At 64.7% G+C, this 14819-nt stretch carries 11 protein-coding genes; 9 read left to right on the forward strand and 2 right to left on the reverse strand.

What is annotated here, in order from left to right; genetic code table 11:
• Positions 1 to 79 precede the first annotated feature (79 nt).
• On the forward strand, positions 80 to 1426 hold the full coding sequence (gene gor, locus L286_RS33580; RefSeq protein WP_020820773.1) for a glutathione-disulfide reductase: 1347 nt from the start codon (positions 80 to 82) through the stop codon (positions 1424 to 1426).
• A gap of 1 nt (position 1427) precedes the next feature.
• Here gor and L286_RS33585 read toward each other — a convergent pair whose 3' ends face one another.
• Positions 1428 to 2141 (reverse strand): 2OG-Fe dioxygenase family protein, encoded by a 714-nt coding sequence (locus L286_RS33585; protein ID WP_020820774.1) that lies wholly within the window; start codon positions 2139 to 2141, stop codon positions 1428 to 1430.
• 85 nt (positions 2142 to 2226) lie between these two features.
• Positions 2227 to 3642 carry a helix-turn-helix domain-containing protein gene (locus L286_RS33590; RefSeq protein WP_013040031.1) on the reverse strand — a complete coding sequence of 472 codons (1416 nt, stop codon included), beginning with the start codon at positions 3640 to 3642 and terminating at the stop codon, positions 2227 to 2229.
• 120 nt (positions 3643 to 3762) lie between these two features.
• On the opposite strand from L286_RS33590, the gene L286_RS33595 reads away from it, so the two are divergent.
• The 8 genes from L286_RS33595 to alr all read left to right on the forward strand — a co-directional run bounded on the left by L286_RS33595 (position 3763) and on the right by alr (position 14796).
• A complete protein-coding gene (locus tag L286_RS33595) occupies positions 3763 to 5295 on the forward strand; it encodes an acyl-CoA carboxylase subunit beta (RefSeq protein WP_007685833.1) in 1533 nt (510 codons plus the stop codon).
• A gap of 110 nt (positions 5296 to 5405) precedes the next feature.
• On the forward strand, positions 5406 to 5843 hold the full coding sequence (gene mce, locus L286_RS33600; protein WP_007685838.1) for a methylmalonyl-CoA epimerase: 438 nt from the start codon (positions 5406 to 5408) through the stop codon (positions 5841 to 5843).
• A gap of 148 nt (positions 5844 to 5991) precedes the next feature.
• Positions 5992 to 8157 (forward strand): methylmalonyl-CoA mutase, encoded by a 2166-nt coding sequence (gene scpA, locus L286_RS33605; protein ID WP_020820775.1) that lies wholly within the window; start codon positions 5992 to 5994, stop codon positions 8155 to 8157.
• A 116-nt stretch (positions 8158 to 8273) separates the two neighbouring features.
• The gene (bioB, locus tag L286_RS33610; RefSeq protein ID WP_020820776.1) at positions 8274 to 9260 is read left to right on the forward strand and encodes a biotin synthase BioB; all 987 of its coding nucleotides are present in this window, start codon (positions 8274 to 8276) and stop codon (positions 9258 to 9260) included.
• Positions 9261 to 9422: 162 nt separating this feature from the next.
• Entirely contained in the window at positions 9423 to 11408 is a 1986-nt protein-coding gene (locus L286_RS33615) for an acetyl-CoA carboxylase biotin carboxylase subunit (protein WP_007685845.1), read from the forward strand.
• A gap of 73 nt (positions 11409 to 11481) precedes the next feature.
• On the forward strand, positions 11482 to 11853 hold the full coding sequence (locus L286_RS33620; RefSeq protein WP_020820777.1) for a tRNA-binding protein: 372 nt from the start codon (positions 11482 to 11484) through the stop codon (positions 11851 to 11853).
• Between the two features lie 265 nt (positions 11854 to 12118).
• Positions 12119 to 13708: an MFS transporter gene (locus L286_RS33625; RefSeq protein WP_020820778.1), complete on the forward strand. Its 1590-nt coding sequence runs from the start codon at positions 12119 to 12121 to the stop codon at positions 13706 to 13708.
• Between the two features lie 41 nt (positions 13709 to 13749).
• Positions 13750 to 14796: an alanine racemase gene (gene alr / locus L286_RS33630; RefSeq protein ID WP_025161033.1), complete on the forward strand. Its 1047-nt coding sequence runs from the start codon at positions 13750 to 13752 to the stop codon at positions 14794 to 14796.
• Positions 14797 to 14819 lie beyond the last annotated feature (23 nt).

Here is a 14819-nt window from a genome sequence, read left to right on the forward strand (position 1 = left end):
GGGACGGGCTTAGCCAGATTCCGATTTGTAACTCCGCCGGGGACGCTCCATATGCGGGCGCAATGCAGCGGAGGCTTATATGAGCGACTACGACTTCGACCTTTTCGTCATCGGCGCGGGATCGGGCGGCGTGCGGGCTTCCCGCGTGGCGGCGGCCCATGGCGCGAAGGTCGCGGTGGCGGAGGAATATCGCGTCGGCGGCACCTGCGTCATTCGCGGTTGCGTGCCCAAGAAGCTGCTGGTCTACGGCGCGCATTTCGCCGAGGATCTGAAGGATGCGCGGCGTTTCGGCTGGAACGTGCCGGATTGCGGTTTCGAATGGAAGACGCTGCGCGACAATGTGCTGGCCGATGTGGACCGGCTGGAGGGTCTCTACAGGAACACGCTGGACAACCATAAGGTCGAACTGATCCCGGAACGGGCGACGATCACGGGGCCGCATGGCGTCAGGCTGGCGAGCGGGCGGGAAGTCAGCGCGAAATATATCCTGGTTTCGACCGGGGCATGGCCCATCGTTCCCGACATCGAAGGCGCGGAACATGGCGTGACCTCCAACGAGGTGTTCCATCTGGACGAGTGCCCGAAGCGGATCGTGATCGTGGGCGGCGGCTATATCGCCAATGAATTTGCGGGCATTTTTCACCAGTTCGGCAGCCATGTGACCATGGTGAACCGTTCGGGCACGCTGCTGCGCGGCTATGACGCGCAGATACGCGATCGGCTGCTCCAGATTTCGACAATGAAGGGGATCAATTTCCGCTTCAATGCGGAGATGGAGAAGATCGAGAAGAAGGAGGACGGCACGCTGACCGTCCGGTTCAGGAGCGGCGATCCCATCGCGTGCGACCTGCTCCTCTTTGCGACCGGGCGTAGGCCGCATGTCGAGGGGCTGGGGCTGGAAAATGCCGGGGTCGAACTCAGCGACAAGGGCGCGATCAAGGTCGATGACTATAGCCGCACCAGTTGCGAGAGCATCTATGCGGTGGGCGACGTCACCGACCGGATGCAGTTGACGCCGGTGGCGATCCGGGAGGGACATGCCTTCGCCGATACGGTGTTCGGGGACAATCCGCGCACCGTCGACTATGCCTGCGTGCCGTCCGCCGTGTTCAGCCATCCGCCGCTCGCCGGGGTCGGGATGACCGAGGCGGAGGCGAGGAACAAGCTGGGCACGGTGAAAATCTATACCTCCGATTTCCGGCCGATGAAGAATGTGCTGGCCGGGCGGGACGAGCGGGCGCTCTACAAGATGGTGGTGGATGCGACGACCGACCGGGTGGTCGGGCTGCACATGATCGGCCCGGACGCGCCGGAAATATTGCAGGCGGCGGCCATCGCGGTGAAGGCCGGTCTCACCAAGCAGGCTTTTGACGACACCGTGGCCCTGCATCCCAGCATGGCCGAGGAACTGGTGCTGTTGAAATAGGTCAGGCGGCGGCCGCGAAGGTGACTACCAGGGCGTCGCGCCAGGCGGGTCGGGCCGGGTCGACGGCATGGATTTCGGTGACGCCGTGCATGATGCGGTGGTCGTCGATCAATACCGCGTCGCCGGGGCGGGCGAGGGTGAATTCGCCCAGTTCCCTGCCCTGCGGCGTGCCGATGCGGGTGACGCCTTCGCGCACGTTGCGGCGCTCGACCAGCATCACGAACACCCAGTCGACGCCGTCGCGGTGCATGCCTTCGGGCGTGGGGCGGCCCCGTTCGCCGCTGCGCGCCTCTATGCGGAACTGGTGGAGTTCGACATGCTGCCGCCCCGACAGGGGGAAGCTGCGGGCGCAGAAGGCCAGGATCGACTGCATCGCGGCATTGTCGACGGTGCTTTGTTCGATGGGGTCGAACCAGCGCTGCACGTCGCCGTTCAGCGGATTATAGTCGCGGCTCTGGAAATGGGGCTGGTGCGGCATGCGCGTGAAGCCGTCCTGATCGCAGGCGAAGGTCGCGTGGCGGCGGCGGCGATACCGGCCGCCGTCGGCCATATAGAGGTCGGGGCCGAGATCGTCCCAGCTTCGGGCGAGCGCGGCCCAGTCGGCGCTCCGGATCGCGAGCAGGTCGAACAGGCCGGAACCCGGCAGGCGGGCATAGCCGTCATCCACCAGTTCCTGCCGGAGGGAGTTGTTCGTCAGAATATCCGCGTCGCTCATCCATCATTCCTTATCCGGAAGGGCGGACGAGCGACAGGGCCAGTTCCCGCAAGCAGGATTGGCGGAAAAAAGCCCCTTTTGCTTGTCAGCCGATCCAGTAGGGCACGATCTGCCGATTGTCGGGATCGACGCGGATCGGGCGGTCGGCGGGCGGGAAGGCGCGCTGGTCGCAGCTTTGGCGCGGGCAGAGGCGGCAGGTGATGCCGATGGGGGTCGCGGCCCCCTCCACCTCCAGTTGCAGGCCGTCGGCATAGACGAAATTGGCCGCATGGGCGGTCTCGCAGCCCAGCACCACGGCGAAGCGGCGGGGGGTGCGGCTGTAGCTGCCGGAGGGCTTCACCAGCCCCTTCGCCATGGAGACATAGCGGACGCCGTCAGGCGTTTCCCCCAGTTGCACGTTGATCCGGTCGGGGACGGCGACCGCTTCATGGACATTCCAGAGCGGGCAGGCGCCGCCGAAGCGGGCGAATTGCAGACGGGTGGCGCTGTGCCGCTTGGTGATGTTGCCCGCCATGTCGACGCGGCAGAAGAAGAAGGGGATGCCGCGCAGGCCGGGCCTTTGCAGCGTCGAGAGGCGGTGGCAGGCCTGTTCGAAGCTGACGCCGAAGCGGCGGGCGAGACGGTCTATGTCATGGCGCACTTCGCGAGCGGCTTCGCGGAACGGGGCATAGGGCATCAGCAGCGCGCCCGCCGCATAATTGGCGAGGCCGATGGCGAGCAGCCGGTCCGCGCCGGGCACGGGCAACGCCGCCTTGTTGACCACGTCCGCGATCACGGCCTGCCCCTCCAGCATCATCAACTGGTGGGCGAGCATGAATTTCCGGCTTTCGGTCGGCAGGGCCGCGTTCACGAACAGGCGCTTTTCGCTGCTGGTGTAGGAGCGGAGCGCGGAATCCGGCGTCTCGGCGATCAGCGTTTCGATGCCGTGGCGGCGGGCCAGCGCCTCCACCAGCATGCCTTCGTCCAGCGTCTGGCCGGCGGTGAAGCTGGCGGCCATATCCTCCGCCAGGCAGTCGAGGACATGGACGTAATTGCCGGCTTCGTGGAACCAATCCCGCGCCGCTTCCCAGGGCAGGCGGGCCTGCACCGCATGATCGTTGGCGATCGCCTCCTCGATCATGTTGATGCGTTCGTTGGCGCGCATATGGGCGTTGTAGAGGTCGACATAGCGCGCCGCGAATTCGGGGAAATGCAGGTGCAGCTTCTCGATCCGCTCCGGCTCCATCGGCGTGCCGGGCAGTTCGGGATGGGCGAGGGCGAAGGTGAAGGCGCCCAGAAGCTGCTCCTCCTCCCGACTGTCGAAGCTGGCCCAGTCGGTGGGAAAGGCGCTGGCGACGGCCGCCTTGACCTTGGCCGTCAGGGGACGGTCGTCATTCTCCAGCTGGCTGAGATAGGATACCGATATGCCCAGCGCATGGGCCATGGTCGCCTGGTCCATACGGTGATCCAGGCGGAGTTGGCGCAGGCGCGGACCTGCGAAGATTCGATTGCCACGGGCCATGATTCGTCCATAATTTGCAAAGTCGCAATTTGCAAATTGGCAAAATCGCATTTGCGAAAATGCGGAAAGATTGGGAAGGGCGGGCAAAGATGTCCGCGACAAGCCGGAGAAATGCCTGATATGTCGAAGCTCGCCATCATCGAACAGCTCGAAGCCAAGCGCGACGCAGCCCGCCTGGGCGGCGGACAGCGCCGCATCGACGCCCAGCATGCCAAGGGCAAGTTGACGGCCCGTGAACGGCTGGAAGTGCTGCTGGACGAGGACAGCTTCGAGGAGCTGGACATGTATGTCGAGCATAATTGCATCGACTTCGGCATGGACGAGCAGCATATCCCCGGCGACGGCGTCGTCACCGGATCGGGCACGATCAACGGCCGTCTGGTCTATGTGTTTTCGCAGGACTTCACCGTTTATGGCGGCGCGGTGTCGGAACGGCATGCGATGAAGATCTGCAAGATCATGGACATCGCCATGAAGGTCGGCGCGCCGGTGATCGGCCTCAATGACTCCGGCGGCGCGCGCATTCAGGAAGGCGTGGCGTCGCTGGGCGGCTATGCGGAGATTTTCCAGCGCAACGTGCTGGCTTCGGGCGTGGTGCCGCAGATCAGCGTGATCATGGGGCCTTGCGCGGGCGGCGCGGTCTATTCGCCCGCCATGACCGACTTCATCTTCATGGTGAAGGATAGCAGCTTCATGTTCGTGACCGGGCCGGACGTGGTGAAGACCGTCACCAACGAGGTGGTCACGCAGGAGGAACTGGGCGGCGCGGTGACGCACACGACCAAGTCGGGCGTGGCGGACGTGGCGTTCGAGAATGACATCGAGGCGCTGCTGGCGGTGCGCGATTTCGTGGACTTCCTGCCCGCCTCCAACAAGGAGCCGGTGCCGGAGCGGCCGAGCGCCGATCCGTGGGACCGGATCGAGGAGAGCCTGGACACGCTGATCCCCGCCAATGCGAACCAGCCCTATGACATGCACGAGCTGATCCGCAAGGTGGTGGACGAGGGCGACTTCTTCGAAGTGCAGCCGGCCCATGCGGGGAACATCATCTGCGGTTTCGGACGGGTCGAGGGCAAGACCGTCGGCATCATCGCCAACCAGCCGATGGTGCTGGCGGGGGTTCTGGACATCAACTCCTCCAAAAAGGCCGGGCGGTTCGTGCGTTTCTGTGATGCGTTCGAGATTCCCATCGTCACCTTCGTCGACGTGCCGGGCTTCCTGCCGGGGACGGCGCAGGAGCATTCGGGCATCATCAAGCATGGCGCGAAGCTGCTGTTCGCCTATGCGGAGGCGACCGTGCCGAAGATCACCGTCATCACGCGCAAGGCCTATGGCGGCGCCTATGACGTGATGGCGTCGAAGCATCTGCGCGGCGACCTGAACTATGCCTGGCCGACGGCGGAGATCGCGGTGATGGGCGCGAAGGGCGCGGTGGAGATCATCTTCCGCGGCAAGACGCCCGAAGAGATCGCGCAGAAGACGAAGGAATATGAGGATCGCTTCGCCAACCCGTTCGTGGCGGCGAGCAAGGGCTTCATAGACGAGGTGATCCAGCCGCACTCGACGCGCAAGCGGATCGCGCTAGGGCTGCGCAAGCTGCGCAACAAGGCGTTGGAGAACCCCTGGAAGAAGCACGACAATATTCCGCTTTGATGCCCCAACGGCCGTCATCCCAGCGCAGGCTGGGATCTCAGGCGGCCATGTGGAACGTAAAGGCACGAGACCCCAGCTTTCGCTGGGGTGACGAAGTTGGGAATGGGACTATGAAACTCGGTCGCTTGAACCATATCGGCGTCGCGACGCCTTCGCTGGAAGCCAGCATCGCTTATTATCGCGACGTCATGGGCGCGACGATCGCGCATGAGCCTTTCGACCTGCCCGCGCAGGGGGTGAAGGTGTGCTTCGTCGATACGCCGGGCGAGAATGGCACGGCGGGGACGCAGATCGAACTGATCGAGCCTTTGGGCGAGAACAGCCCGATCCATGGCTTCATCGCCAAGAACCCGGCGGGCGGGCAGCATCATATGTGCTATGAGGTGCCCGACATTCATGAGGCCAAGGCATGGTTCGAGGGCCTTGGCAAGAAGGTGCTCGGCGAGCCGCGCATCGGGGCGCATGGGACGCTGATCTTCTTCGTCCACCCCAAGGATATGAACGGGGTGCTGACGGAGATCATGGAGACGCCCAGGGAGGCGCATTGAATAGCGCCGTTCGTCCTGAGTAGCCGCCGAGCCTGTCGAAGCGGGAGATCGAAGGATGGGTTGCGCAAGGCCCTTCGATACGAGGCTTCGACAAGCTCAGCCTCTACTAAGGGCGAACGGATTTGGGTTTGAGGGTAGGTTAGAGACAATGACCGAGAAGCCGACGCTGGATCAGTGGGCCGCCGCCGCCGCCAAGGAGGTGAAGGGCAAGAACCTGAACTGGGAAACCCCCGAAGGGATCACCGTCAAGCCGCTCTACACGGCGGAGGACGTGACCCCAGATAAAGTTGGCGATCCGGGCCTTCCCGGTTTCGCGCCTTTCACGCGGGGCGTGCGCGCTTCCATGTATGCGGGGCGGCCCTGGACCATCCGGCAATATGCGGGCTTTTCCACTGCCGAGGAATCCAACGCCTTCTATCGCCGCAACCTGGCGGCGGGGCAGAAGGGGCTTTCCGTCGCCTTCGACCTGGCCACCCATCGCGGCTATGACAGCGACCATCCCCGCGTCGTCGGCGACGTCGGCAAGGCGGGCGTCGCCATCGACACCATAGAGGACATGAAGATCCTGTTCGACGGCATTCCGCTCGACAAGATGTCCGTTTCCATGACGATGAACGGCGCGGTGATCCCGATCCTGGCCTTCTTCATCGTCGCGGGCGAGGAGCAGGGGGTCGAGCGCAAGCTGCTGGACGGGACCATCCAGAACGACATCCTCAAGGAGTTCATGGTCCGCAATACCTATATCTACCCGCCCGAACCCTCGATGCGGATCATCTCCGACATTTTCGGCTATACCAGCCGCGAGATGCCGAAGTTCAACAGCATCTCCATCTCCGGCTATCACATGCAGGAGGCCGGGGCGACGCAGGTGCAGGAACTGGCCTTCACCATCGCGGACGGCATCGAATATGTGAAATATGGCGTGGCGTCGGGCCTGGACATCGACAAGTTTGCCGGGCGTTTGAGCTTCTTCTTCGCCATCGGCATGAACTTCTTCATGGAGATCGCGAAGCTGCGCGCCGCCCGCGTGCTGTGGCATCGCGCCATGACGAAGCTGGGCGCGCAGGACGAGCGCAGCAAGATGCTGCGCACCCATTGCCAGACGTCGGGCGTGTCGCTGACCGAACAAGACCCCTATAACAATGTCATGCGCACCACCATCGAGGCGATGGCGGCGATGCTGGGCGGCACGCAGTCGCTGCACACCAACGCGCTGGACGAGGCGATCGCGCTGCCGACGGATTTTTCGGCCCGCATCGCCCGCAATACGCAGATCGTCATCCAGGAAGAGACCGGCATGTGCAATGTCGTCGATCCGCTGGGGGGCAGCTATTATATCGAGGCGCTGACGCAGCAGCTTGTCGACGCCGCGCAGCAGATCATCGACCGGGTCGAGGCCGAGGGCGGCATGGCGAAGGCCGTGGGCGCGGGCTGGCCCAAGGCCATGATCGAGACCGCCGCCGCCGCCCGTCAGGCTCGCGTGGATCGGGGCGAGGACGTCATCGTCGGCGTCAACAAATATCGTCTGGCGAACGAAGACCTGCTGGAGACGCTGGAAGTCGACAACACGAAGGTCCGGGAAGCGCAGATCGCCCGCATCAACAAGGTGAAGGCGGAGCGTGACGAGGCCGCTTGTCAGGCCGCGCTGGAATCGCTGCGTGCAGCCGCCGCCGGTCCGCAATCCATCGAAAACAACCTCCTCGCCCATGCGGTCGAGGCGGCGCGGGCGCGGGCCACGCTGGGCGAAATCTCCTCCGCCATGGAGGACAGCTTCAACCGCTACGGCACGGTGCCGACGCCGGTGAAGGGGGTCTATGCCCAGCCCTATGCGCAGGATGCCCGCTGGAAACAGGTACTTGACGGGGTGCAGGCCGTCGAGCGGCGCCTCGGTCGCAAGCCGAAGATCCTCATCGCCAAGATGGGGCAGGACGGCCATGACCGGGGCGCCAACGTGATCGCTTCGGCGTTCGGGGACATGGGTTTCGACATCGTGTCGGGGCCGCTGTTCCAGACGCCGGAGGAAACGGTGGTGCTGGCGCTGGACAGCGGCGTCGACGTGGTGGGCGCTTCGTCGCTGGCCGCGGGGCACAAGACGCTGATCCCCGAACTCATCCGGCAGCTTCGGGAGAAGGGGCGGAACGATGTCAAGGTGATCGCGGGCGGGGTCATTCCGCCGCAGGATTACGACTTCCTCCGTGACGCGGGCGTTCAGGGGATTTATGGACCGGGTTCCAACGTCGTGGAATGCGCCGCCGATGTGCTGCGCCTCCTCGGCCACAACATGCCCCCAGCGGGGCTGGAGGAAGCCGCTTGACCGACCTGAATATTTCCAGTGCTCCTGCGAAAGCAGGAGCCCAGGGCTCCAAAGGAAGCGCCCCGAACCCCACTCCGAACTCTGGGCCCCTGCCTTCGCAGGGGCGCACCGCGGGCGTGCGGTGCGACTGGACTCGCGAAGAGATCGCCGCGCTGTTCGACCTGCCCTTCAACGACCTGATGTTCGAGGCGCAGTCGATCCATCGCGCGAATTTCCCGCGCAATGAAGTGCAGTTGTCGACCCTGCTGTCGATCAAGACTGGCGGGTGCCCGGAGGATTGCGGCTATTGCAGCCAGTCGACCGAGGCGGAAAGCGGGCTGAAGGCGACCAAGCTGATGGACGTGCAGGCCGTGCTCCAGGCGGCGGCGCAGGCGAAGGACCATGGTTCGGGCCGGTTCTGCATGGGCGCGGCGTGGCGCAATCCCAAGGAACGGGACATGCCCAAGCTCATCGAAATGGTGAAGGGCGTTCGCCAGATGGGCATGGAAACCTGCATGACGCTGGGCATGCTGTCGGCCGGTCAGGCGAAGCAGTTGGCCGATGCGGGGCTGGATTATTACAACCATAACATCGACACTTCGCCGGAAAATTACGCCAACGTCATCACCACCCGCACCTTCGAGGACCGGATCGAGACGCTGGAGAATGTGCGCTCCGCGGGCATCAACGTGTGCTGCGGCGGGATCGTCGGCATGGGGGAGACGCGGAGCGACCGGATCGGTTTCCTGCATGCTCTGGCCACCATGCCGCATCCCGAAAGCGTGCCGATCAACGCGCTGGTGCCGGTAGAGGGCACGGTGCTGGGCGACATGCTGAAGGACACGCCGCTCGCGAAGATCGATGAAGTCGAGTTCGTGCGGACCGTGGCGGTGGCGCGGATCGTCATGCCGCAGTCGATGGTGCGGCTCTCCGCCGGGCGCGAGAGCATGAGCGAGGCCTGTCAGGCCCTCTGCTTCATGGCGGGGGCGAACAGCATCTTCACCGGCGACAAGCTGCTGACGGCGGCCAATGCCGGGGACGACAAGGATAGCGCGCTGCTTTCCAAGCTTGGGCTGACGCCGATGATGGCGCAGCCGCATGGGCATCTGGAGGCTGCGGAGTGATCGATTAAGGCACTAGCTCGTCACCCCGGACTTGATCCGGGGTCCCGCTTCCTGTCGCTGCCGTCGCATGGGAAGACAGCGGGATGCCGGATCAAGTCCGGCATGACGAGGGTGCTTGAGTGCTAACGAACGGCAGCATAAGGACTGGGGCAAGGATAGATAATGGCAATCACCAAGATCCTGATCGCGAACCGTGGCGAAATTGCGTGCCGGGTCATCCGCACAGCGCGGAAGATGGGCATCAAGACCGTGGCGGTCTATTCGGATGCGGATGCGCGCAGCCCCCATGTCCTGATGGCGGACGAAGCCGTGCATCTCGGCCCGCCGCCCGCCGCCCAGTCCTATCTGCTGGCCGACAAGATCATCGAGGCGTGCAAGGCGACCGGCGCGGACGCCGTGCATCCGGGCTATGGCTTCCTGTCGGAGCGGGAGAGCTTCCGCAAGGCGCTGGACGAGGCGGGCATCGTCTTCATCGGCCCCCCCGCAAACGCCATCGCCGCGATGGGCGACAAGATCGAGTCGAAGAAGCTGGCCAAGGAAGCGGGCGTCAACGTCGTTCCCGGCTATGTCGGCGTGATCGAGGATACGGAACATGCCGTCCGCATCTCCAACGAGATCGGCTATCCGGTGATGATGAAGGCGTCGGCCGGCGGCGGCGGCAAGGGCATGCGCCTGGCCTATAGCGAGCAGGACGTCCGCGAAGGTTTCGAAGCGACCAAGCGCGAGGGGCTGAACAGCTTCGGCGACGACCGCGTGTTCATCGAGAAGTTCATCGAAAGCCCGCGCCATATCGAAATCCAGATATTGGGCGACCAGCATGGCAATATCCTTTACCTGAATGAGCGCGAATGCTCGATCCAGCGCCGCCACCAGAAGGTGGTCGAGGAAGCGCCTTCGCCCTTCGTCAGCCCCGAAATGCGCAGGAAGATGGGCGAGCAGTGCGTCGCTTTGGCGCGGGCGGTGGGCTATTTCAGCGCGGGTACGGTCGAGCTGATCGTGTCGGGCGCGGACAAGACGGGCGACGGCTTCTACTTCCTGGAAATGAATACCCGTTTGCAGGTCGAGCATCCGGTGACGGAAGAGATTACCGGCCTGGACCTGGTCGAGCAGATGATCCGCGTCGCCAATGGCGAGGAGCTGAGCTTCCGCCAGGAGGATGTGAAGATCAATGGCTGGGCGATCGAGAACCGCGTCTATGCCGAAGATCCCTATCGCGGCTTCCTGCCGTCGACCGGGCGTCTGATCCGCTATAATCCGCCGGAAGCGGTGGACGGCGTGCGCGTCGATGACGGGGTGGTCGAGGGCGGCGAGGTCAGCATGTTCTACGACCCGATGATCGCCAAGCTGATCACCTGGGCGCCGACCCGTCTGGAGGCCATCGACAAGCAGATCGCGGCGCTCGACCAGTTCGAGATCGAGGGGCCGGGGCATAATATCGATTTCGTATCGGCGCTGATGCAGCATGAGCGGTTCCGTTCGGGCAACATCACCACCGGCTTCATCGCGGAGGAATATCCGGAGGGCTTCACCGGCGCTCCGGCATCCGAAACGCTGCTGAAGCGTCTGTCGGCCATAGGCGCCTTCGCGGCCATGGCGCAGGCGGATCGCGCCCGCCGGATCGAGGGGCAGTTGGGCAAGCGCCTTGCGCCGCCGACCGGATGGCAGGTGAAGATCGGGGATGTCATCCATGACGTCGTGATCAACGGCGATGACGTCACGGTGGATGGCGAGGCCATCGAACTGGCGCTGGAATATACACCGGGCGACCGGCTGATCGAGGCGGAGTTCGGCGAGGAGCAACTGGCGGTGAAGATCGCGCCGGTGCGTTCGGGCTTCGTGCTGACCGCGCATGGCGCCAGCCACAAGCTGCGCATCCTGCCCGCCCATGCGGCGGTGCATGCCAGGCATATGATCGAGAAGATTCCGCCGGATCTGTCGCGCTTCCTGATCTGTCCGATGCCGGGCCTGCTGGTCGCGCTGAACGTCAAGGAAGGCGACAAGGTCGAGATCGGCCAGCCACTCGCCGTGATCGAGGCGATGAAGATGGAGAATATCCTGCGCGCGCAGAAGGCGGGCGTGGTGAAGAGCGTGTCCGCCGCGCAGGGCGAAAGCCTGCCGGTCGACGCGATCATCCTGGAACTGGAATAATTCGGGCCATTTGGGCGAAGTCGGGGGATCATGTCCCTCGACTTCGGCTGGCTGCTGGCATTAGCCTGTCGGCATGCATCTGAACCATGATCCCGCGGCGGCGGCCGCAGACCTTGTCGGCTTCGACGATTTCCTGAAGGTCGATATTCGCGTCGGCACGATCCTGTCGGCGGAGCCTTATCCGGAGGCGCGGAAGCCCGCCTATAAGCTGCTGATCGATTTCGGGCCGGGGATCGGGCGAAAGAAATCGAGCGCGCAGATCACCGAAAATTACGCGCTGGAAGATTTGCCGGGGCGGCAGGTGGCGGCGGTCGTCAATTTTCCGCCGCGGCAGATCGGGAAATTCCTGTCCGAAGTGCTGACGCTGGGGTTTGCGGACGAGGCCGGGGCGGTGGTGCTGTTCGCGCCGGATCGGGTTGTGCCGGATGGGTCGCGGTTATTTTGAGGGGGTGCGGATTTGGGCTGTGGGCGGCCATCAATTCCTCCCTGCGCGAAGCGTGGGGAGGGGGACCGCCGCCGAAGGCGGTGGTGGAGGGGAATTTTCGGAGGTCGTGCCCCTTCCCCTCCACCAGCCTGCGGCTGGTCCCCCTCCCCATCTCTCGATGGGGAGGAATGGGATAACCCATATCGACGATAGTCCTTCTCGCGCTTGCCGGAATTCAGCGCTTCATTACAACGACGGCGAACGGACAGGATGAGCAAGGGGCGGAATGGTGGGAAGTGCTGGCGGCACCGGCTATGTGATGGACGCCCGGCGGGACCGGCTGGTGATCACCGCGTCCGCGCTGGGCACGTTGTTCGAATGGTATGATTTCTACATTTACGGCGTGCTGGCGCCGATCATCGGGCGGACATTCTTCCCGACCGACAATCCGACCGTCGAACTGCTCTATTCCCTCGCCGGTTTCGCCATCGGCTTCGGGTTCCGGCCGTTGGGCGCGGCGCTGTTCGGCTATCTGGGGGACAGGCTGGGGCGCAAATATACTTTCCTGGCCACCATCGTGCTGATGGGCGCGGCGACGGCGGGCGTCGGGCTGACCCCGTCCGCCGCGAGCATCGGCATCGCCGCGCCCATCATCCTGATCCTGCTGCGGATCGCGCAGGGGCTGGCGTTGGGCGGGGAATATGGCGGCGCGGCTATCTATGTCGCGGAACATGCGCCGCCGGGGAAGCGGGGCTTCTACACCAGTTTCATCCAGGCGGGCGTGATCGGCGGGTTCGTCCTGTCGCTGATCGTTGTGGTCGGCACGCAATGGGTCGTCGGCAAGGCAGTGTGGGAGGATTGGGGCTGGCGGCTGCCCTTCATATTCTCGTTGGCGTTGCTGGCGATCTCGCTCTGGATGCGGCTGATGCTGCGCGAAAGCCCGATCTTCGCGGCGATGAAGGCGGCGGGCGAGCAATCGCGCAACCCGTTGAAGGAGGCGTTCACCTATCCCGGCAACAGGCGGCGGATGCTGGTGGCGATGATCGGCCTCGCGGCGGGCTTTACCGTCATCGCCTATACGGCGATGTTCCAGGCGCTTTATTTCCTCCAGAACGGCCTGCATGTGACGCCGGGCATGGCGCAGTTGCTGGTGGGCGGCAGCGCCTTTGTGGGGGTCGGCTCCTTTGTCTTCTTCGGCTGGCTGTCGGACCGGGTGGGGCGGAAAAAGCCCATCATCGTCGGCTATGCGCTGCTGCTGGCGCTGCTGTTGCCGCTCTATCAGTTCATGGGGAGCGTGGCGAACCCGGCGCTTTATCGGGCGGCGGAGCGCGCCCCGGTGGTCGTCAGCGGTCCCGATTGCAGCTTCGATCCCTTCGCCAAGGTTCAGCTGACTGCTTGCGGCAAGCTGCTCGATCATTTTTCCAGGCGCGGCATCGCCTATGAAAAGCGGGAGGCGGCGGCGCCTTCGGTCAGCATCGGGTCCGTGCCGGTCGCGGATCTCAGCCCCCATGGGCTGGATGCGGCCCTGCATGCGGGGGGATATGATTCGGCGGCGGTGACGCCCGACTGGCCCCGCGCCCTGCTGCTGTTCGTGGCGCTGCTGCTGCTCTGGACGCTGTCCGGAGCGACCTACGGCCCGGTGGCGGCGCTGCTGTCGGAATATTTCCCGGCGCGGATACGCTATAGTTCGCTGTCCATCCCCTATCATATCGGGACCGGCTATTTCGGCGGGTTCCTGCCGCTGGTCAGCCAATATATCGTGGCGCGGACGGGCGATCCCTATGCGGGGCTGTGGTACACCATGGCAGTGGTGGCGGTCGCCCTGCTGACCTGCATCGTCGCCCTGCCGGAAACGCGCGGGGCGAAGATGGACTGATGGTCTCGACGGCCGCGTTCCGGGACGCTAACGGGGCTGGCATGACTGAATTTTCCGCACCGTTGCGCTTGCGTATGGATGAAGGGGCGCTGCTTTCCAACTGGCGCTGGTTGAAGCGGCAGGGCGGCGACGCGGCCTGCGGCGCGGCGATCAAGGCCGATGGCTATGGCCTGGGCGCCGTGGAGGTGATGCGGCGCCTGCTGGGTGCGGGGTGCCGGGATTTCTTCGTGTCCAACTGGGCGGAGGCTGCGGTTCTGGAACCGCTCGTGACGGAGGGGGTGTCGCTTTCCGTGCTGCATGGCGTGCGGGAAGAGGATCTGGCCGTGGCGCTGGCTTCCCGCGCGCGGCCGGTGCTGTGCACCGAATGGCAGATCGCGCGCTGGAGGCATGCGGGCGGCGGCCCTTGCGACGTCATGGTCGACACGGGCATGAACCGGCTGGGCCTGGACTGGCGCGGCGATGTTCCGGCGCGGTTGGCGGGGCTGGAGATCGCGAACCTGATGAGCCATCTGGCCTGCGCCGATGAGGACGGGCCGCTCAGCCCTGTGCAGTTGGAGCGGTTTTCCGCCTTGCGGGGGCAGGTGAAGGCGGCGCGCTACAGCCTGGCGAACAGCGCGGGCATCTGCATGGGCGCCGACTATGCCTTTGACATGACGCGGCCGGGGATCGCGCTTTATGGCGGGGTGCCGCGTCGGGAAGCCGCCGGACACATCCGGCAGGTCGTGGTCCCCGAAGCGCAGGTGCTGCAACGCCGCCGCGTCCGGGCGGGCGACACCATCGGCTACAATGCGACATATCGCGCACCGAAGGACATGCAGATCGCGGTGCTGAACCTGGGCTATGCCGACGGCTATCTGCGCTGCTTTTCCGGGCGCGGTTCCATGAGCGCGGGGGGCAGGCACCTGCCGGTGGTGGGGCGCATATCGATGGACCTGACCGCCGTGGACGTGAGCGGCCTGCCCGACATTTCGGAGGAGGACTGGCTGGAGGTCGATTACAAGCTGGTCGACGCGGCGGCGGCTTCGGGCCTGTCGCAATATGAATTGCTGACGGGGCTGGGGGCGCGGTTCGACCGGGTGTGGCGCTGAGTCCGGGGCGGACGTTGGGACTG

The sequence above is a fragment of the Sphingobium sp. HDIP04 genome, assembly GCF_000445085.1.
GTDB classification, from domain to species: domain Bacteria; phylum Pseudomonadota; class Alphaproteobacteria; order Sphingomonadales; family Sphingomonadaceae; genus Sphingobium; species Sphingobium indicum.

What these genes read in the sequence shown, in the direction of transcription:
- L286_RS33615 (WP_007685845.1), top strand. Translation starts at nt 9,423, where the DNA reads ATGGCAATCACCAAGATCCTGATCGCGAACCGTGGCGAAATTGCGTGC.
- L286_RS33585 (WP_020820774.1), bottom strand. Translation starts at nt 2,141, where the DNA reads ATGAGCGACGCGGATATTCTGACGAACAACTCCCTCCGGCAGGAACTG.
- alr (WP_025161033.1), top strand. Translation starts at nt 13,750, where the DNA reads ATGACTGAATTTTCCGCACCGTTGCGCTTGCGTATGGATGAAGGGGCG.
- L286_RS33590 (WP_013040031.1), bottom strand. Translation starts at nt 3,642, where the DNA reads ATGGCCCGTGGCAATCGAATCTTCGCAGGTCCGCGCCTGCGCCAACTC.
- L286_RS33620 (WP_020820777.1), top strand. Translation starts at nt 11,482, where the DNA reads ATGCATCTGAACCATGATCCCGCGGCGGCGGCCGCAGACCTTGTCGGC.
- scpA (WP_020820775.1), top strand. Translation starts at nt 5,992, where the DNA reads ATGACCGAGAAGCCGACGCTGGATCAGTGGGCCGCCGCCGCCGCCAAG.
- L286_RS33595 (WP_007685833.1), top strand. Translation starts at nt 3,763, where the DNA reads ATGTCGAAGCTCGCCATCATCGAACAGCTCGAAGCCAAGCGCGACGCA.
- L286_RS33625 (WP_020820778.1), top strand. Translation starts at nt 12,119, where the DNA reads ATGGTGGGAAGTGCTGGCGGCACCGGCTATGTGATGGACGCCCGGCGG.
- mce (WP_007685838.1), top strand. Translation starts at nt 5,406, where the DNA reads ATGAAACTCGGTCGCTTGAACCATATCGGCGTCGCGACGCCTTCGCTG.
- gor (WP_020820773.1), top strand. Translation starts at nt 80, where the DNA reads ATGAGCGACTACGACTTCGACCTTTTCGTCATCGGCGCGGGATCGGGC.